A 22,561-nucleotide genomic window follows, 5' to 3' on the forward strand; every position below is an offset into this window, starting at 1 on the left:
ATGGGTAATAATTCAACAAATCAACAAAACTTCTTATCGCAAGAAGTACTTCAAACTTTGAAGGAAATGCGCAGTAAGCTCGCGGCTGTAAACAAAGCGAAAACAGAACCGATCGCAATTGTTGGTATGGCCTGTCGATTTCCTGGAGGAGCTAATGACCCATCAAAATACTGGAATTTATTACATGATGGTATAGATGCAATTACACCAGTTCCTCCTGAACGTTGGGATGTGAGCGCTTATTACGATCCCGATCCAGAAGTTCCTGGGAAATCCTACACTAGACAGGGTGGGTTTATCGATCAAGTTGACCAGTTTGACCCCTTATTTTTTGGTATTTCTCCTAGAGAAGCAGTTAGTTTAGATCCTCAATACAGACTACTGTTAGAGGTTACATGGGAAGCATTAGAAAACTCTGGACAAACATGGGAAAATCTGAAGAATAGTCAGACAAGTGTATTCATGGGCGCATCGACAGATGACTATACTAGCGTCATTCTCCGTGAAGCAAATAGTTACCCTACTCTTGGCATTAATAGAAGTATTGGTGTAGGTCGTATTTCTCATCTCTTAGGTTTGCAAGGATCTAATCTACAGGTAGATACAGCTTGTTCAAGTTCTTTAGTTGCTGCCCATTTAGCGTGTCAGAGTTTGCGTTCAGGAGAATCCAACATAGCATTAGTGGGTGGGGTAAATTTAATATTATCCCCCTTCAGCACTATTGGTCGTTGCCAAGCAAAAGCACTATCCCCTGACGGTCGTTGCAAGACTTTTGATGCTGCTGCCAATGGTTATGGTCAGGCAGAAGGATGTGGTGTCCTAGTTTTGAAGCGTTTGTCTGATGCAATTAGTGATGGCGATCTAATTTCCGCCGTTATTCGAGGAACTGCTGTTAATCACGACGGGCCCAGTAGTGGGATGACAGTTCCCAATAAAATGGCTCAAAAGCAGGTAATTCAACAAGCTCTGACAAATGCTAAGTTAGAACCACATCAAGTTAGCTATTTGGATGCTCACGGTACAGGAACTTCTTTGGGAGACCCAATTGAGATAGAAGCTCTAGCAGAAGTATACAAGAAAAAACGTCCAGTAGATTCCCCTTTAATTGTGGGCTCGGTCAAGACAAATCTTGGACATTTGGAAGCAGCAGCAGGGGTATCATCTTTGATGAAGGTGATTTTAGCCCTTAAGCATCAGGAAATCCCTCCTCATTTACATTTAAAACAACCCAATCCTCTTGTAGATTGGGATAAGTTACCAATAAAAATTCCTACTTCTTTAATGTCTTGGTCTAGCGAGGGAAAACCAAGAATAGGAGCAGTTAGTTCCTTTGGTATGGGTGGTACTAATGCTCATATAATTTTAGAAGAAGCCCCTGTAGAATTTAGAATTCAGAATTCAGAATTTAGAATTAACACAAATGGGGAAAAGGGGCATGATTTAGAGCGTCCGCTGCATTTATTGACTTTATCAGCCAAAACAGAAAAAGCTTTAGCAGATTTAGTCAGTAGTTATCAAAAGCATTTAGAAACATATCCAGATTTGGCAGTAGCAGATGTATGTTACACAGCTAATACAGGAAGGAAACATTTTAAGCATCGACTAGCAGTTATTGCTTCTGACCAAAACGAATTAGCACAAAAGCTACTTGACCAAAAAACAGGAAAGGAAGTAGTTGGACTATGTTGTGGAGAATTTGATAGTGGTAGCGCAAGTTCTAAGCTAGCTTTCCTATTCACAGGTCAAGGTTCCCAATATGTGGATATGGGTAAGCAACTGTATGAAACTCAACCAACTTTCCGTCAAGCTTTAGATCGATGCAACGAAATTTTACAGCCCTATCTAGAACATTCCCTGTTAGAAGTTATTTACCCTAAAGAGGAACAAAAGTCAAGTTCTAATTTGTTAGACCAAACAGGTTATACCCAACCGGCTCTATTTGCCATTGAATATGCTTTGTTCAAATTATGGGAGTCTTGGGGAATTAAACCAACTGTAGTCATGGGGCATAGCGTAGGAGAATATGTGGCAGCAACAGTAGCAGGAGTTTTCAGTCTAGAAGATGGTCTGAAATTAATTGCTATGCGCGGAAGGTTGATGCAAAAGTTACCCTCCGGTGGAGAGATGGTAGCAGTCATGGCTACAGAATCTCAGGTGACAGAAATGATAAGAGACTATAGTTCAAAAGTAACCATAGCAGCGGTTAATGGACCAGAAAGTATGGTAATTTCTGGTGAAAGTGGAGCGATCGCCACCATTGTTAGTAAATTGACAGAAATGGGAATTAAGAGCAAAAAATTACAAGTGTCCCATGCTTTTCATTCCCCATTGATGGAGCCAATGTTAGCTGAGTTTGCAGCAGTAGCTCAGGAAGTGGTCTATAATCGGCCGAAAATACCACTTGTTTCCAATGTAACTGGTACAAAAGCAGGAAATGAAATAACTAAGGCAGAATATTGGGTAAATCATATCCGACAACCAGTCAGGTTTGCTCAAAGTATAAAAACATTGCACGAACAAGGGAATGAACTTTTCTTAGAAATCGGACCAAAACCAATTTTGTTAGGCATGGGACGTCGATGTATATCGGAAGATTCAGGAGTATGGTTGCCATCATTACGTCCGAATAAAATCTCCCTCCCGTCCTCCTTGGAAAGGGGGAGGCCAGAGGATGCTTCGCTTTTGAACGATGAATGGCAGCAAATGTTATTGAGTTTAGGACAGTTGTATGTTAAAGGAATAACAGTAAATTGGTCAGGGTTTGACCAAGATTATACTCGTCAGAAAGTAGCATTGCCCACATATCCATTCCAAAGACAACGCTGCTGGGTAGAAATAACAGAAAACAAACATCAGAAAAATCAAAAGTCAGAAAATATTAGTGAGACTTCAATTGTTAAACTACTTACTCAAGGAAAAACAGAAGCACTTACTCAGCAATTAGAAAAAGCGGTAAATTTTTCACCAGAACAGCTTAAAGTTTTACCAGAAATATTAGATGTATTAGCTAAACAACAACAGGAACAATTAACAGCAGTAACTATTAAAAATTGGTTCCATGAAATTCAGTGGAAACCTTTAGCTCAAACTCAATCAAAAACAAATATTCAGTTAAGTAATTGGCTGATTTTTGCCGATAACACAGGAGTTGCCGAAAAATTAGCCCAAAAATTACAACAAGAAGGTCATCAATATAGTTTAGTTTATAGAGGAGAAAGCTATCAAAAACTAGCAGCCGGAAAATATCAGCTCAATCCTGCTATTCCTGAAGAATTTAAAAAGCTGTATCAAGAAGTGCAAGAAAGTAGTCAAGTTCCACTATCAAAGTTAATTCATTTGTGGAGTTTAGATGCTCCCGAATCCAAAGATTTAACCCTTAGCACTTTAGAGGAAACTCAACTATGGGGGTGTGGTAGTGTCATGTACTTATTACAGGCTTTACTCAAAAATATAAGCACTGCTCAACTATGGTTGATAACTCGTGGCTCTCAGTCAGTATTATCTAAAACAGAAAATAATATACCAGGATTAGCAGCATCATCTTTGTGGGGATTAGGTAGAGCGCTGTCTATAGAACATCCTCAATTATGGGGAGGATTAGTAGATATGGCTCCACAAGCTTCAGAAGCAGAAGCGGACGAGGTAGAAATGCTATGGGAATTGTTAGTTAATGAACCCGAAGAAGATAATCTAGCTTTACGGGGCAAAAATACTTATGTAGCTCGTCTGGTAAACCAAGATACTCCAGAATTTCCTCAATCCCTGACATTATCATCCGATGGTAGTTACTTGATAACTGGAGGATTAGGAGCTTTAGGATTACATACCGCCCAATGGTTGGCAGAAAAGGGAGCGAAAAATATTGTTTTAACTGGGCGTCGTCCTCCATCAGAAAACGTCCAAGAATCTATACAAGAGTTAGAACAAAAACAAGGATGTCAAGTCAAGATTTTATTAGGGGATATTGCCATTGAAGAAGAGATAGAAAAAATTCTGGAAGAGATTCAGGCATCTTTACCAACACTGAAAGGAATAATTCATGCAGCAGGAGTGGTAGATGATGGAACTATACAACAAATGAATTGGGAACGTTTTACTAAAGTAATGTCGCCCAAAGTAATAGGAACTTGGCACTTACATAAATTAACTCAAAATTTACCACTAGATTTCTTTGTCTGTTTCTCCTCAATGGTTTCCCTAATAGGTTCCCCTGGCCAAGGAAATTATGCTGCAGCCAATGCCTTTATGGATGCTTTAGCTAGTTATCGTCGCAGCCAAGGATTATCAGGATTGGCAATTAATTGGGGAGCATGGGCATCTGGGGGGATGGCTTCTCGTTTAGCAGTGGAGCATCAAAACCGCATTCAGGCCAGTGGAATAAGTGAAATTCCCCCCACACAAGGAATGTATGCCTTGGATTTACTGTTAGGAAATCAATCTGCCTATCCCCCTCCCGTCCCCCTTTCTAAGGGGGACGGGAGGGGATGCTCTGCTTTTCCTGGACAGGTAGGTGTAATAGCTGTAAATTGGTCGCTATTAGCAGAACATTGGAGTGGTATCAAAAAAAGTTCATTACTACGAGAATTATTACAAAAGGAGGAATTGACAGAACGTGATACACTGAAACAAAAAGTCAAAATAGAAATTTTAGCCAAATTAGAGACAGCTTCATTAGAGGAACGTCAAGAAATTTTAACCGAGCACATTCGAGGGCAGGTGTCTCAGGTATTAGGTTTAAATTCATCTCAATTACCAGAACTAAATTTAGGCTTTATGGAAATGGGCATGGATTCTTTAATGGTGGTGGAATTAAAAAATCGACTGCAAAATCAACTAGAAGTTAATTTACCTGAGACGATAGCTATGGAATATCCAACAATTGCAAAGTTGTCTTTACATATACAGGAATTGATGGAATGGAAGACAACAGAAAATGGTGCATTATCTGACGATCTGAGTAAGACTGATGTATCAGAAACGGATGGTAAGATATTGCCTGTTATCCAAGATATTTCAGAAGAAGATTTTGAAGCTCTGGCAGCTCAACAACTGGAAAAAATTAAGAATATGCTCTAATAATTAATCTTAAAAAAATCTATTTCTATATGTTTTGGGATTTAGAAAATTTAGAAAATGAGGAAAAAGGCATGAAAAATGATCAATTAGGTGGATTTTATAACTATAAAAATTATTGAAAACAAATTAGGTTGAGGCTAGAAATTTATGGAACCGACTACTAAAAAAGAGCAACTATCATTATCCAAACAAATGTTTTTAGCTTTAAAGCAAGCAGAAACTAAATTGGAAATGATGGAGCGTTCAAAAAGTGAAGCGATAGCCATCATTGGTATGGGCTGTAGATTTCCTGGAAATGCCAACACACCAGAAAGTTTCTGGGAATTGTTATCTAATGGTAAAGACTCTGTGATAGAGATTCCACAAGAACGTTGGGATATAGATTCTTACTACGACCCCAACCCTGATACTCCTGGGAAAATGTATATCCGTCACGCAGCATTAGTTGATCAGGTAGATCGGTTCGATCCGCAATTTTTTGGTATCTCTGGCAAAGAAGCACATAGCCTTGACCCACAGCAACGTTTTATTTTAGAAGTAACTTGGGAAGCTTTAGAAAGAGCTGGTATTAATCCCCAGCAATTAGAAAACACTCAGACAGGAGTGTTTCTGGGTATTGGTCAAAATGATTATGCTAATTTGGGTTTCAGCCAAGTAGAAAATATTAGCCCTTACGATGCTACAGGAAATGGGTTTTGTTTTGCAGCAGGTAGGTTATCTTACTTTTTAGGATTGCAAGGCCCATCAATAGCAATAGATACAGCTTGTTCATCATCTCTGGTAGCTATACATGAAGCTTGTCAGAGTCTGCGTCAGGGTGAGTCCAATTTGGCTTTAGCTGGAGGAGTCCAACTAATTCTATCTCCTCAAGTAACAACTGCACTATCAAAATTAAAGGCTCTATCACCTGATGGCAAGTGTAAAACTTTTGATGCTGCTGCAGATGGTTATGGTAGGGGAGAAGGATGTGGCATTGTTGTACTGAAGCGTTTATCGGATGCGGTCAGGGATGGAGACAATATCCAGGCAGTAATTCGTGGTTCCGCTGTTAATCATGATGGACCGAGTAGCGGACTGACAGTACCTAATAAACTAGCTCAGGAAAAACTTATTCAACAAGCTCTCAAAGCAGCAAAAGTAGAATCAGGTCAAGTTAGTTATGTGGAAGCTCATGGTACGGGAACTTCCCTCGGAGATCCGATGGAAGTGAGAGCTTTAACTAGCGTGTTTGAGGAGGGACGCGATGTGGAAAATCCATTGCATATCGCTTCAGTTAAAACTAATATTGGTCATTTAGAAGCTGCCGCTGGAATTGCAGGTGTGATTAAGGTGGTTTTGCAACTGCAACATCAAAAAATTGCTCCTCATCTGCATTTTGCTAATCCTACCCCCTATATTGATTGGGAGAATATACCTTTAAAAGTACCTACTCAACTCACACCTTGGCCGTCATCAGGAGATAAAAGAATTGCAGGAGTAAGTTCTTTTGCTATTAGTGGTACCAATGCTCATATTCTTTTAGAAGAGGCTACAACTGAAGTCATAAATCAGAAGTCAGAAGAATCCCCCCTACCCCCCTTTGAAAGGGGGGATAATTTAGAGCGTTCATTGCATTTGTTAACTCTGTCGGCAAAAACAGAAAAAGCTTTAGAAGATTTAGTCAGTAGTTATCAAAATTATTTAGAAACTAATGTAGAAACGTTTACCGAAACGTCTCTACATGATGTATGCTATACAGCTAATACAGGTAGAGCGCATTTTAATCATCGAATAGCAATTATCGCTTCTCAGCCAAAAGAATTAATAGAAAAACTGCTGGACTGGAAAACTAAGAAAGAAGTAGTAGGAGTATATTCTGGACAAGTAGATGGGGGTAGCCAAAGTCCGAAAATAGCTTTCCTATTCACAGGCCAAGGTTCCCAGTATATTAATATGGGAAGGCAACTATATGAAACTCAGCCAACTTTCCGTCAAGCTTTAGATCGATGCGACCAAATTTTACAATCCTATCTAGAAGTACCTATATTAGAAGTTATCTACCCTAAAGATGCACAAAAGTCAAGTGTATTAGACCAAACAGCTTATACTCAACCTTCTCTATTTGCTATAGAGTACGCCCTAGCTAAGTTATGGGAATCATGGGGAATTAAACCCAATGTAGTGATGGGTCATAGTGTGGGTGAATATGTAGCAGCAACAGTAGCAGGAGTATTCAGTTTAGAAGATGGTCTGAAATTAATCGCGATGCGGGGTAAGTTGATGCAGAAGTTACCCTCCGGTGGTGAAATGGTATCTTTATTAGCGTCAGAATCTCAAGTTATAGAAGCTATAGGCGAGTATAGTTCTCAAGTAGCAATAGCAGCAATTAATGGACCAGAAAGTATAGTAATTTCTGGTGAGAGTGAAGCTCTAGCAAATATTTGCAGTAAGTTAGAATCCCAAGGAGTTAAGACTAAAAAATTACAGGTATCCCATGCTTTTCACTCTCCTTTGATGGAGCCAATGTTGGCAGAATTTGCAACAGTAGCTCAGGAAGTAACCTACAGTAAACCTCAGATACCACTCATTTCTAATGTCACTGGTGAAAAAGTAGGTGCAGAAATTGCTACTTCTGAATATTGGGTGCGTCATGTCCGGCAACCAGTAAGATTCTTTCAGAGTATGAAAAGTCTAAATGAACAAGGATATGAATTGTTCCTGGAAATAGGACCAAAACCAATATTGCTAGGGATGGGACGTCAATGTGTGGCAGAAGAAAGTAGTATTTGGTTGCCGTCATTACGTCCCCCTAAAATCCCCCTCCAGTCCCCCTTGGAAAGGGGGAAGCCAGAGGATGCTTCGCTTTTTAAGGATGGGAAGGTAGAGGATGCTTCGCTTTTGAACAATGAATGGCAACAGATACTCTCAAGTTTAGGACAGTTATATGTACAGGGTGTTAAAGTAAGTTGGTCAGATTTTGACCGAGATTACGTTCGTCAAAAAGTAATCTTGCCAACTTATCCATTTCAGCGAGAGAAATATTGGGTGGAAACTACCAATTCTCAAAGTATATCTGCCAGCAAACTTCATCCTCTGATTAATCGCAAGTTTCAATCTCCATTATCAAAAGATATCTTTTTTGAATCAGAGTTTAGCACCAATGCTCTACCATTTTTAGCAGATCACCGAATATATGAAAAATTAGTAGTTCCTGGTGCTAGTCACATTTCTTTGTTGTTAGGAAGTGCTTCTCTCACATTTTCTGCAACCGGATGTCAACTGGAGGATATTCTATTTCCCCAAGCTTTAGCAATTCCCGAAGAAGGAATGCGTAATGTTCAGGTAGCTCTCACTCCACAGGATAGTTCATATTCATTTCAAGTAATTAGTTTTGATAACTCCGAGCCTAATTCTTGGGCTGTTCATGCCACAGGTAAGATTTCTCCTATTAATAATGTGGAGCAATTATTAGACTATACTTCACCAATACAGACAGTAAAAACTATCGCTGAATTTCAATCTCGTTGTAGTCAAAAAATTGAAAGCACAGAAATTTACCAAAGTCTATGGGATAGACAAGTTCAATTACGGCAGAGTTTTAGATGGATACACCAGGTATGGTTAGGAGAGGGAGAAATTCTCTGTCAAATGACAGTACCTGAGACAATCTTAGATGCTCTGAAGTACCAAATACATCCAGCCTTAATTGACTCATGTTTCCAGTCAGTAGCTGCACTGAATCTCAGTCTTTCTGGAGACCAAAGTGAAACTTTTGTGCCCTTCAGTATTGAGAAGTTTACTTTTTATCAACGCCCTGAGAATGGTTTGCTTTGGTGTTATACCCGTGGATTGAAAGAAGGGGGATCGGAGGAAAAACTGCTGAAAGCCGAAATCCAATTATTTGACAAAACTGGAAAATTAGTAGCTGAAGTAAATGGTTTTGAGGGTAGGAAAGCTAATCCCAAAGCATTACTAATGACACTGGATGCAGATTTGAGCGATTGGTATTATGAAATTAACTGGGAACCTCAACCTTTAACAGAAACTGCAAAATCTAGTGAAAATTCTGGTAAATGGTTAATATTTGCCCTTACTGATGAATTGGTAGAGTCGGTATGGCAGCATTTACAACAAAGAGGACAAAACTATATTTGGGTATCTCCAGGTTCCGAGTATCAACAATTAGATGCTCAACATTATCAAATTAATCCTACTGTTGCTGAAGAATTCTCCAAACTGCTCCAAGATAATTCAGATATTCAGGGGATTTTGCACTTATGGAGTCTAAATGAACCTAAAGATTTACAAACAGCTCAAGAACTTGGTTGTGCTACAACGTTACATTTACTGCAAGCTTTAGTTCAAGCTGGATTAAGTAGTTCAATACCAATGTGGTTAGTGACTCAAGGGACTCAGAATATATTCGATGCAGCAGAAGTGGTGCAACCCCAACAAGGAAGTTTATGGGGACTAGGGCGTGTTATTAGTCTAGAACACCCAGAATTAAGGTGTGGACGAATAGACTTAGACCCCACATCTAATTTTGCGGAAATGGTCCCAATTTTAGTAGATGAACTATTTTCTGAAGATAATGAAGATCAAATAGCAATTCGTCAGGGAGTTCGTTATATAGCTAGATTAGTACGGCAACAAAAGCAGAAAATTAGCTCTGAAGAAGAATTAGGATTAGAAAATCAACCAGTAGAATTGAAGTTATCTGAATATGGACTGATAGATAAGCTCAACTGGCAGGTAATGGAGCGCCGTCCTCCACAAGAGAATGAAGTAGAAATTCAAGTCAAAGCAGCAGGTTTAAACTTCCGAGATGTCCTCAATTCCCTGGGGTTACTGAAAGACTATTATGCTGAGGTATTAGGTATTACTGATGTAGCTCAACTCAATTTTGGGTTGGAATGTGTAGGGGTTATTGCATCTGTAGGAAAAAATGTGTCTCAATGGCAGGTGGGAGATGAGGTGATGGCTATAGTTCATAATGGGTTTAGTAGCTTTGTCACTACCCGTGCCGATCTAGTTATGGCTAAACCGAAAAATCTGAGTTTTACAGAAGCAGCAACTTTACCATTAACTTTTGCTACAGCTTACTATGGATTACAAAATTTAGCGAAAATTCAGCCAGGAGATAAAGTATTAATTCATGCTGCTGCTGGTGGTGTCGGGCAAGCAGCAGTTCAAATTGCACTGGGGGTAGGAGCAGAAGTATTCGCGACAGCGAGTCCTCCAAAGTGGGAGTTTCTCAAGTCTATGGGGATAAAACACATAATGAATTCCCGTACTTTAGAGTTTGCCGATGAAATTATGAGTATAACTCAGGGAAAAGGTGTAGATATAGTTTTAAATAGTCTGAATGGAGACTTCATTGATAAGAGTTTTGCAGTTTTAGGGACTAAAGGGCGATTTGTAGAAATTGGCAAAATCGGAATTTGGGATCAACAAAAAGTGATGGAGAAACGCCCAGATGTTGATTACTTGCCTTTCGATATTGGACTGATGATCCAACAACAACCAGGTTTAATGGCAGAATTTTCAGAGGAATTAAATCGGGAGTGTCAGTCAGGAAAACTCAAAGCATTATCTCATAAAGTATACCCGAATACAGAAGTAAAAGCTGCTTTCCGGTATATGCAGCAAGGTAAACATATAGGAAAAGTGGTAGTTTCTCTCCCAGAAACAGGAGATGAGCAAAAATCTATAAAATCAGAAGCCAGTTATTTGATTACAGGAGGTTTAGGAGCTTTAGGGTTAGAAGTAGCCCAATGGATGGTGAAAGAAGGAGCTAAAAATATAGTATTAACTGGGCGTCGGAACCCAAATGAAAGGGCACAAAAAGTTATAGAGGAGTTAGAAGCAGCCGGTGCATTAGTTAGTGTTGTGTTAGGAGATATTTCTACTCAAGAATCTGTGATGAAAATCTTAGAAGAAATCTCTACTTCCTTACCTCCACTCAAAGGAATAATTCATGCTGCTGGGGTGTTGGATGACGGGGTATTACAAAAAATGACCTGGGAGAAATTTACAAAAGTAATGGCTCCCAAGGTTTCAGGAACCTGGTATTTACATCAACTAACTCAGGATTTACCTTTAGATTTCTTTGTGTGCTTCTCCTCCATGGCTTCAATGTTGGGGAATTTTGGCCAAGGAAACTATGCTGCGGCCAATGGCTTTATGGATGCGATCGCTCACTATCGTCGAGGCCAAGGATTACCAGGATTAAGTATTAACTGGGGAGCATGGGCGACAGCAGGAATGGCTGCTCGTTTGGCAAGGGAACATCAAAACAGAATGCATAGTAGTGGAGTAGTGGCAATTGAACCCGAACCAGGAATGCAAGCATTAGGTTCATTGTTATCAGGGTCTCAAAGCCAAGTAGGGGTATTCCCGGTTAATTGGTCTGAGTTCTTTAGACAGATGCCTGGATTAACAAAACTCCGATATTTAGAAGCTTTTACCACAAAATCCGTAGAACAGAATCAGAATTACCAGATTTTAGAGCAGCTAAATCTAGCCTCAGATGGGGAACAAGAAAAGCTATTGACTTCTTATCTCCAAAGCAAAATTGCTCATATTATGGGTATGACAGTTTCTCAAATAGAGTTAGAAAAATCTCTAATTATGATGGGACTTGACTCATTAATGGCTGTGGAATTGCGAAATCAGATACAAACTGAGCTAGGGGCGGATATTCCAGCTACCAGATTTATGGAAGGAATAACTATTCAACTTCTAGCAACTGAGGTTAAGGAACAACTGATAATTCAAACAGATAAAAATCAAATCCCCCTCTCGTCCCCCTTGGAAAGTGGGAAGACAGAGGATGCTGCGCTTTTGAAGGATGGGAAGTCAGATAGTCAAGAGCAACTCGATCAAAATCAAGATAATAATTGGATAGAGGTGGAACTATGAACTTAGTGGAGTTTTTGCAAGATATCTCTCTCAAAGGGGTAAAGTTATGGTCTGATGGAGAAAAATTGCGTACTGGAGGTTCCCAAGAGGTATTAACTCCCGATGTGATTTCTCAACTGAAGCAGTACAAAACTCAAATTGTGCAATTATTGCAGGAACAGCCAGATATCCTGCAAGTATACCCTCTATCCTATGGCCAAACAGGTCTCAGATTTTTATGGGAACTAGCTCCACAAAGCTATACTTACAACTTGTCATTTGCCGTTCGTATTTACTCTCAGGTAGAACTGGCTATTTTGCAGCAAACCTTTGAAGTTTTAAAGACTCGCCATCCAATGCTGCGCAGCACTTTCCCAAAATTGGGTCAAGAAATGGTTCGACAAGTACATCAAAATCAACCATTGGACTTCCTGGAGATTGATGCTTCGAGTTGGAATGAGGATGAGTTGTACAAAAACGTTCTGGAAACTCATCGTCTACCTTTCGCTCTGGAAACAAAACCAGTCATGCGAATCAGATGGTTTAGCCACTCAGAAAAAGACCACATCCTATTATTAACAATACATCACATCGCTTGGGATGGTTGGTCTATGAGTTCAATTGTCAACGAGCTACCAGAAATTTACCAAGCTCAACAAGCTGGTGTTGAGATATCTCTTCCTAAAATAGGTTATTACCAAGATTATGTTAATTGGCAAAGGAATTTATTAGCAGGAACTGATGGAGAGCGCCTCTGGAATTATTGGCAACAAAAACTGGCAGGAGATTTGCCGGTCTTGAATTTACTTACAGATAAACCGCGCCCACCAATACAAACTTATAACGGTGCTGCTTACCCTTTAAAATTACCTCAAGAACTAACTGAGCAACTCAAAGCACTAGCTCAGGAAGCAGGGGCGACTCTTTACATGGTCTTCTTGGCAGCTTTTCAAATACTTCTATCTCGTTACACAAGTCAAGAAGATATCTTAGTCGGTTCTCCTACTTTTGGTAGGTCTAAACCTGAGTTTGTACCCATTGTTGGTTACTTTGTGGATCAAGTTGTGATGAGGGGAAATCTTTCCGGAAATCCCAGTTTCAAAGACTTCCTTTCTCAGGTACGCCAAACTGTTATTGAAGGGTTAGCTCATCAGGATTATCCCTTTTTTTTGTTAGTACAGCGATTACAGGTAGAGCAAGATTCCAGTCGCTCCCCTCTATTTCAGGCTTACTTTATCCTGCAAAATTTCCAAGGTGCTCAAAATGTGCAAAAGCTGTTATCAAGTAGGAAAAAAACTGTAGTAAATTGGGGAGAATGGGAAGTAGAACCTTTTGCATTAGCTCAGTATGAAAGTCTGTTCGATTTGACATTAGAACTGATTGAGGAAGACTCATCTATGCAGGGATTCCTCAAATACAATACAGATATATTTGATGAGCAGACTATTGCCAGGATGGCTAGTCATTACCAGACTTTATTAGCAGGAATTGTTAATAATCCCCAGGAAAATGTGGGGCAATTGCCTTTATTGGGGGATGTAGAAAAGCAGCAATTACTAGGGGAATGGAATAACACTGGTACGGAATATCCAGAAGATAAATGTATGCATCAATTGTTTGAAGAACAGGTCAAACAAACTCCTGATGCTGTGGCATTGATTTTTGGCGATCGACGATTGACTTATAAAGAGTTGAACGAACGAGCAAATCAGTTAGCACATTATCTACAAACTTTGGAAGTCAAAGCAGAAGTGCTAGTAGGTTTATGTATAGACCGTTCAATCGAAATGTTAGTGGGACTTTTGGGAATACTGAAAGCTGGAGGAGGTTATGTCCCCATCGACCCTAGTTATCCCCAACAACGGTTGGCTTATATGTTAGAAGATTCTGCTTTGCCGGTATTGCTAACAACAGAATCATTATTAGAAATTATACCAGAAAATCAGGCCAAAACCGTATGTTTGGATAGGGATTGGCAAGCCATCGCTTCACATTCTCAGGAAAATCTGGAAAGGGTAATTACTCCAGAGAATCGAGCTTATGTAATTTATACTTCTGGCTCCACAGGTAAACCAAAAGGAGTTGAAATCAACCATTATTCTCTAGTCAATTTCCTAGTATCCATGAATAGTTATCTAGAATTGACTAACTTGGATACTTTTAATGCCATTACTACCATCTCCTTTGATATTGCAGCATTAGAACTTTATCTACCACTAATAGTAGGAGCATCAGTAGCATTAGTTCCTCGTGAAATTGCTATAGATGGCAACAGACTGTTACCCCAGTTATTAGAATCTGGAGCAACAGTGATGCAGGCAACCCCTGCTACTTGGAAAATGTTGTTAACAGCAGGCTTATCAAATCATAAGTTAGATGTGAAATTATTGTCTGGAGGTGAAGCTTTACCTGCTGAATTAGCTCATCAACTACTGGAGATAGGCAAGGAACTATGGAATGTTTATGGCCCGACAGAAGCTACAATTTGGTCAACAATTTACAAAGTAGGCGATCGGCTAAAATCAACAAAAGATAGTCATGTAATTACACCAATAGGTAGTCCCATTGCCAATACTGACATTTATATATTAGATAGCTACCTGCAACAAGTCCCCATTGGGATACCTGGAGAACTACACATTGGTGGAACTGGTTTAGCCCGTGGGTATCTCAACAGACCAGAATTAACCCAAGAGAGATTTATCCCTAATCCTTTTGGGAATTTACAAACCCAAAGTCAAAAGTCAAGAATATATAAAACAGGGGATTTAGCTAGATATTTACCAGACGGTAATATTGAGTATCTGGGTAGAATTGATAACCAAGTCAAGATTCGGGGTTTCCGTATTGAACTGGGAGAAATTGAATCAACACTGACTAAGCATCCAGAGGTACAAGAAGCAGTAGTCATTACCCACCCCGATCGCTTGATTGACAAGCCACTCATCGCATACATCGTTCCCAACTTCCAAGGTGAAGACCAAAATTCTCGTGAATCTATAAATCAGGCCCAGAACGAGCGACTATTATTGTGGCAGCAACTCAGAAATAAGATATATGAACAAACCATAGTTGATGGATCTTCAAATTTCAACCCTCTTATTTGGAGAGATAGCTATACGGGTGAGCCATTTCTTGAAGAAGATATGTCTCAATGGTTAGATTACACAATTGAACGAATTATCTGTGGCAAACCTGAGCGTGTGTTGGAAATTGGTTGTGGTACTGGGATGTTGCTATTCAAGATTGCTCCCCAAACTTCCAAATATTGCGGTACAGATATTTCCGACAAAGCTATCTCCTATATTGAGGAACAATTAAAAACACTAGAGGGAGATTGGTCTCATGTAAAAGTCTACAACCAACCTGCCCAAGATTTTCAAGTCTTAGAGAAAGAATCTTTCGATGCTGTAATTCTCAACTCAGTTATCCAGTATTTTCCTAGTATTGAATATTTAGTAGGGGTATTGGAAAATGCAGTCAAATTAGTGGCACCGGGTGGCACTATATTTATCGGAGATGTGCGGAGTTTACGACTACTAGAAACATTCCATACCGATCTATTATTGAGCCAAGCTACGGACGAGCAAAAAGTAGAAGATTTATGGCAGCGGGTGCAAAAAAAATTAAAAGAAGAAGAGGAACTGGTAATCGATCCAGAGTTTTTCCAAGCTCTACAGCAGTATTTACCCCAAATTAGTCAGGTAGAGATTCAGCTCAAGCGTAGTCGTGCTGATAATGAGATTACCAAGTTCCGGTATGATGTGATTCTTCATATAGGAAAGGAAGTTTTATCCCCTAGTTGCAGCCCTGAATTGCTGAACTGGCAGCAGGAGGAATTGACATTATCATCTGTCCAGCAAATTTTGGCACAAAAACAGCCAGAGATGCTCATCATTAAAGATGTTCCCAATGCACGCCTCCAAACCCAAGTAAAACTCAATCAACTCTTGACAACAAAAAATGAATTTGTTAAGCTTGAAGACCTACGCAAAGCTTTACCAAAAAACACCCCAGAAAAAGGGATAGAACCTGAAGATTTTTGGAATTTGGATGATGAGTTGGCTTATAAAAGCTACATTACTTGGTCAGCTCTCAATTTCGATTGCTACGATGTTGTCTTGTGGCAAAAATCATCTGCACCAATAAATAATGGATTACCCCCACTACCAAGAGAAAATAGGGACCAAAAACCTTGGACTGTTTACAGCAACAATCCTTTACAAAGTAAATTATCTCAGCAGCTAATTCCTAAACTACGCACTTTTATGGAACAGGTACTACCTCAGTATATGGTTCCATCAATTTTTGTCCTGTTAGACTCCCTGCCATTAACACCCAATGGCAAAGTAGACCGGAAAAAGTTGCCCAACCCCAACATTAATCGTTCTCATACTGAATATGTTGTACCTAAATCAGAAACAGAACAACAGATTGCTAAGGTTTGGCAAGATGTGCTCCAACTAGAAAAAGTAGGAATTTATGATAATTTTTTTGAAGTAGGAGGAAACTCTTTACTCTTGATACAGGTAAGTGGTAAACTTCGAGAAATATTTAAAATAGAGCTGCAAGTTGTCACTCTTTTAAAATATCCAACTATTTATTATTTAAGTCAACATATAAAAGGTGAAAGTATTAGTAACAATGGTTCCAAGGAAGCGCGGAATATTCGCGATACTAACTTAAAAGAAGGTAAAAGCATGATGAAGCAAAGACTAGAAAGGCGACAAAAACATCGTTCTCGGTATCAAATCAGAGATTAATTATATTGTATTGTATTTAATTAAGTCTCAAAATAGCTGCGTAATTAATTTATTAAGACAAGTGAGGATCAAAAAAAATGAATCGACAAGATGAAGAAAATTTAATAGACGATCTTGGTATAGCAATTATTTCCATGTCTGGTCGTTTTCCACAAGCTGAAGACACCAATCAATTTTGGCAGAATCTTAAGGATGGTGTTGAATCTATCTCTTTTTTTTCAGAGCAAGAACTGCTAGAATCTGGTGTTAAAGCTGAATTACTGAATGATCCTAACTATGTAAAAGCGAGTGCTGTGATGTCAGACATCGATATGTTCGATGCTAATTTCTTTGCCTATAGTCGCAAGGAAGCTGAAGACATGGATCCGCAACAACGTTTGTTCCTTGAATGTGCTTGGGAAACTATAGAAAGAGGTGGTTACAATCCAGATACCTATGAAGGTTTAATTGGAGTTTATGCTGGTATTGGCATGAACCAATACTTATTTAGAAATCTCTATCCCAACCACGATCCTGATAATCCAGTGAACTCTTATCAGTTAATGATCAGCAGTGATAAAGATTTCCTGGCAACTCGTGTCGCCTACAAGCTAAATTTAAGAGGTCCAGCAGTAAACGTTCAAACTGCTTGTTCAACCTCATTGGTAGCTGTCCACATGGCTTGTCAAAGTTTACTCAATGGGGAATGCGATCTGGCTCTTGCTGGTGGTGTCTCTATCCATATTCCCCAGAAAGTTGGACACTTATATCGAGAGGGAATGATTTTCTCTCCTGATGGACACTGTCGAACTTTTGATGCTAAAGCCAAGGGTACAATACCAGGTGATGGTGTTGGGATTGTACTTCTCAAGCGACTCAATAACGCGATCGCAGATGGTGATTCTATCCACGCAATTATCAAGGGGTCGTCGATTAATAACGATGGATCTTTGAAAGTAGGCTACACCGCACCTAGCATAGAAGGTCAAGCAGCTGTTATTTCAGAAGCTCATGCTGTTGCTGGAGTAGATCCAGAGACAATTTCATACATAGAGGCTCATGGCACAGGGACAGAGTTGGGAGATCCGGTGGAAATCGCAGCTCTGACTCAAGCTTTTAACTATAGCACAGAAAAGAAAGGTTTTTGTGCCATTGGTTCCCTAAAAAGCAATATGGGTCATTTAGATGCAGCGGCAGGAGTAGCAGGACTGATAAAAACTGTTTTAGCTCTCAAACATAAATTATTACCACCAACCCTACATTTTGAAGAACCTAACCCTAAAATAGATTTTGCTAATAGTCCACTATATGTTAATACTACTCTTTCCGAATGGAAAACCAATGGAACTCCTCGTAGAGCAGGGGTTAGTTCCTTTGGTATTGGAGGAACAAACGCTCATGTAATCTTGGAAGAAGCTCCAGAACTAATTAAGAAAGAAAATTCCCCAGAGCGTCCACTTCATCTATTAACCCTCGCAGCAAAAACTCCAGAAGCACTAGAACAATTGGTAGCTCGTTATCAAAACTATATAGAAACTCATCAGGAATTAGAAATTGCAGACATTTGTTATACTGCAAACACAGGACGGAAACATTTCAATCATCGCCTAGCTGTTATTGCTTCCAACCAACAAGAATTACTAGAAAAATTAAAAGCTCACCAATCAACAGAAGCAGTAACAGAAATGTTGTCTGGAGAAATATCTGGTACTAGGATAGCCTTTCTCTTTACTGGGCAAGGTTCTCAATATGTAGATATGGGACGACAATTATATGAAACTCAACCCACATTTCAGAAAATTCTAGACCAATGCAATGAAATTCTGAAAGAATATTTAGAAGTACCTATATTAGAAGTCATCTACCCTAAAGATGCACAAAAGTCAAGTTCTGATCTATTAAACCAAACAGCTTATACCCAACCCGCTATATTTGCCCTGGAATACGCCCTCTTCAAATTATGGGAATCATGGGGAGTCAAACCAGATGTAGTTATGGGCCACAGCGTAGGAGAATATGTAGCAGCTTGCATTACAGGAGTATTTAGCCTAGAAGACGGTCTCAAACTAATAGCCATGCGGGGCAAGTTGATGCAAAAGCTACCATCGGGAGGTAAGATGGTATCGGTAATGGCATCAGAATCTCAGGTAACAGAAGCCATAAAAGAATATAGTTCTCAAGTAACAATAGCAGCAGTTAACGGACCAGAAAGTATAGTAATTTCAGGTGAAAGTGCAGCCATAACAAATATTTGTAGTTTATTTGAATCTGTGGGAGTCAAGACAAAACAACTACAAGTATCCCATGGTTTCCATTCCACATTGATGGAACCAATGTTAACAGAATTTGCCGCAGTAGCAAAAGAGATAGCCTATAATCAAGCGAAAATACCACTAATATCAAACGTCACAGGTACAGAAGTAGGTGCAGAAATAACCACTGCTGAATATTGGGTAGCTCATGTGCGTCAACCAGTAAAATTTGCCCAGAGTATGAAAACTCTAGAAGAGGAAGGATATGAAACGTTTCTGGAAATCGGACCCAAACCAATATTGTTATCCATGGGAAGGCAATGTGTAACAGAAGATGTAGGAGAATGGTTGCCATCATTACGTCCAGGAGTAGATGAATGGCAACAAATGCTCTATAGCTTAGGACAGTTGTATGTAAAAGGAGTAAAAATAGATTGGTCAGGATTTGACTCAGACTATAGTCGTCAGAAAGTGTTATTGCCGACTTATCCATTCCAACGAGAACGTTATTGGGTGGAAACTCCCGAAGACCAACACCAAAAACTTATCCCAGAATCTAGCTTAAGTCCAATTGTCAACTTACTAAATCAAGGAAATAGTGAGGGGTTAATTCAAGAGTTAAACCTAGCGACACAGTTAACAAAAGATGAACAAAAAATTTTACCGAAGTTATTAGATACCCTAGTCAGTCGCCACCAAAGTTATATTCAATTCAAAGGAAATATAGTTTATGACTTTTATAATTCGGTCACGGACATTTCTGCTGAGGCATTTGAAAAAGTATATGGAGAGGAACAAGTAGGTTTCTTACAATTCCTAAGTTTTGGAATATTACCAGAAACCGTTCCTGGTTTTTCTTGGATTAAAATATTCTCTAATCCTAACCAACCTAACCAAAAAGAATTTAGTAAACTTGTTTCAGATGCACAAAAAGAGTTGAGGGAGTTGTGTTTTGCACAAGTCAATTTCTTATCTTGTCAAAATGTATTAGATTTTGGTTGCGGATATAGCTCAGATTTAATTGATCTAGCTCAAAAGCACCCCCATCTGCAGCTAACCGGTTATACAATTTCTAGCGAACAAGCGAAATTTGGGACTAAGCAAGTTAGTGCTTATCAATTTCAGGATCGAATACAAGTTTTGAATCGAGATAGTTCCCAAGATGAATTTCCTGATAACTATAACTTGGTATTTGGATTTGAAGTAGCTCATCATATTAAAAATAAAAATAATCTATTCTCAAACATTAGTAGGCATCTTGAGCAAGAAGGATTATTAGTATTGGCTGATTTCATTGCTAATAGTGATGTTGATATTGACCATGAGGAAACATCTTCCTACTTTATTACCAAACAGCACTGGGTTGAGAAACTATCCGAGAATCATCTTCAACTCATCAGTGCAATAGATGTCAGTCAGGAAATAGCCAACTTTTTATACGATCCTGACTTTGAGGAAAGTCAGGATGCTCTGTATAAGAAGAATAATGATGATCGTGTCAAATATGCTTTTGAATCCTATAATCAGCTTGGGAAGTTACTTCAAAAAGGATTAGCTAGCTATGTACTACTGACTGCTAAAAAACAAGAACATCAAACCAAACAGAATATTTCCCAGTTGAACCAAGAGATTTTGGATCAACTTTTATCTTACTCTGAGGTTGCTACCAAACAATGGGTTTACGAATTAGAATGGAAAGCAACTGAAGCTATCAAAAAGGAATCAAGCACATATACTAATCAAGAGAAACCGAGAACTTGGGTTTTATTTGTGAGTCATGATTTGAATGGTCAAGAGTTAGCAAAAATGTTAGAGAAAGATAACAAGAATTGTGTTTTGGTTTCTCCAGGTGATAACTACAAGCAGTTAGACCAACAGCATTACCAAATTAATCCAACTAATCCGCAAGATTTTAAAGAGCTACTACAGACTCTGTTAACGACTCAAGAAAAATTAGAAGGGGTAGTTCATCTTTGGAGTCTTGATAGCTCAACTGAAGATTTAGAAAGTGCTCAAGAACTTGGTTGTGGTAGTGTGCTTCATTTGGTTCAAGGATTGGTGTCTAACCCAGAATCCCAAGTTGTTCTATGGTTAGTGACTCAAGGAACCCAGAGTGTGGGACAGAATTCACAGGTGTCCCAAGTACAGCAAGCTCCTTTATGGGGATTAGGTCGGGTAATTGCTGCGGAACACCCAGAACTACAATGTAGACGTGTTGATTTAGACCAAACATCTAATTCATCTGAAGCCTTACAAGCATTAGCAAAGGAATTATTAGACCCTGATATTGAAGACCAAATCGCAATTCGTCAGGGAGTACGTTATGCACCCAGACTAGCGCGACCATCACATAACTACTTAGAGCAGCAGCAACAGGTGAAACTTGAACAAGAAGGCTGTTATTTAATTACTGGTGGCCTGGGAGCATTAGGATTAGAAGTAGCCCAATGGATGGTTCAACAGGGAGCCAAACATTTAGTATTGACAGGACGTAGTAACCCATCAGAAAAGGCAGTTGAAATTATTAAGCAGTTAGAACAAACAGGAACCCAAGTTTCTGTATTATTAGGAGATATTTCTCATAAGCAAGATGTGGCTAAGATTATTGATAGTATTCAGAATTCTTTGCCTCCACTCAAAGGTGTGATTCATGCTGCAGGGGTTTTGGATGATGGGGTATTGCAACAGATGAGTTGGGATCGATTTACTAAGGTGATGGCACCAAAAGTTCAAGGGACGTGGTATTTGCATGAACTAACTCAAAATCTGGATTTAGATTTCTTTGTTTGTTTTTCCTCCATAACCTCTTTTCTTGGTTCACCAGGTCAAGGAAACTATGCAGCAGCAAACGCCTTTATGGATGGAATTGCTCACTATCGTCAAGCCATGGGATTACCGGGATTAACTATTAACTGGGGAGCATGGAGTCAAGGAGGAATGGCGGTTAGTCTGACAAGTCAACATCAAAATCGACTACAGAATACTGGAATAAGTTCAATAGCTCCAGAAAAAGGATTAGAGATATTAGGAAAATTATTATCACAATCAGTTAGCCAAGTAGGAGTATTTCCGGTAAATTGGTCTCAATTTTTTGCGCAACTGTCTGAGGGTGTGCAGACACCATTATTTTTAGAGGATTTTGCTTCAAGTAGACTGGCCAAAAAATCCAAAAGCGAAGAGTTTTTAGGAGAGCTAGCAGTACTACCAGAAAAGAAACGCCATCAACGGATGGTTGATTATCTTCAGATTAAAGTTGGTAAACTACTAGGATCTTCTCAATCTCAACTTCCCAATACACAATTAGGATTCTTTGATATGGGTATGGATTCATTAATGGCAGTTGAGCTGAGAAATATTTTGAGTCATAGTCTGGGTAGTTCAATTAGTGCGGCTACATTGTTTGAGGCTTCCAATATTCAAAAGTTGGCTAAATACCTAATCAATGACCTGTTCCCAGAGGAGCAAAGCGGAGAAATAGAGAGCGGTGACAGGAAAAATATACAGTCTCCAAACATAGTTGAGTCTGAAGAAACTCAATCAGAAACTGAAATTGAGGACAGAATAGCACAAGAGTTAGAAGAAATTTTTACTACTCTAGATGAAGGTAACTAA

General features: G+C 39.2%; 4 protein-coding genes. All 4 read left to right on the forward strand.

Annotated elements, in window-relative coordinates; genetic code table 11:
- The 4 genes from ACP6PM_RS10420 (at position 1) to ACP6PM_RS10435 (ending at position 22,561) form a co-directional block, all read left to right on the forward strand.
- Positions 1-5,076 carry a type I polyketide synthase gene (locus tag ACP6PM_RS10420; protein WP_426584321.1) on the forward strand — a complete coding sequence of 1,692 codons (5,076 nt, stop codon included), beginning with the start codon at positions 1-3 and terminating at the stop codon, positions 5,074-5,076.
- A gap of 147 nt (positions 5,077-5,223) precedes the next feature.
- Entirely contained in the window at positions 5,224-11,976 is a 6,753-nt protein-coding gene (locus tag ACP6PM_RS10425) for an SDR family NAD(P)-dependent oxidoreductase (RefSeq protein ID WP_426584323.1), read from the forward strand.
- Positions 11,973-16,718, forward strand: coding sequence for an amino acid adenylation domain-containing protein (locus ACP6PM_RS10430; RefSeq protein WP_426584325.1), 4,746 nt, complete (start codon positions 11,973-11,975; stop codon positions 16,716-16,718). Before ACP6PM_RS10425 ends, ACP6PM_RS10430 begins: the two co-directional genes overlap by 4 nt.
- Before the next feature lie 77 nt (positions 16,719-16,795).
- Positions 16,796-22,561, forward strand: a complete 5,766-nt coding sequence (locus ACP6PM_RS10435) for a type I polyketide synthase (RefSeq protein ID WP_426584327.1) — start codon at positions 16,796-16,798, stop codon at positions 22,559-22,561.

It is taken from the genome of Dapis brunnea BLCC-M229 (assembly GCF_050015995.1).
Taxonomy (GTDB): Bacteria; Cyanobacteriota; Cyanobacteriia; order Cyanobacteriales; family Microcoleaceae; genus Trichodesmium.

Excerpts from the sequence above, each read along its gene's own strand:
- ACP6PM_RS10435 (WP_426584327.1), top strand. The coding sequence starts at position 16,796 with ATGAATCGACAAGATGAAGAAAATTTAATAGACGATCTTGGTATAGCA.
- ACP6PM_RS10420 (WP_426584321.1), top strand. The coding sequence starts at position 1 with ATGGGTAATAATTCAACAAATCAACAAAACTTCTTATCGCAAGAAGTA.
- ACP6PM_RS10430 (WP_426584325.1), top strand. The coding sequence starts at position 11,973 with ATGAACTTAGTGGAGTTTTTGCAAGATATCTCTCTCAAAGGGGTAAAG.
- ACP6PM_RS10425 (WP_426584323.1), top strand. The coding sequence starts at position 5,224 with ATGGAACCGACTACTAAAAAAGAGCAACTATCATTATCCAAACAAATG.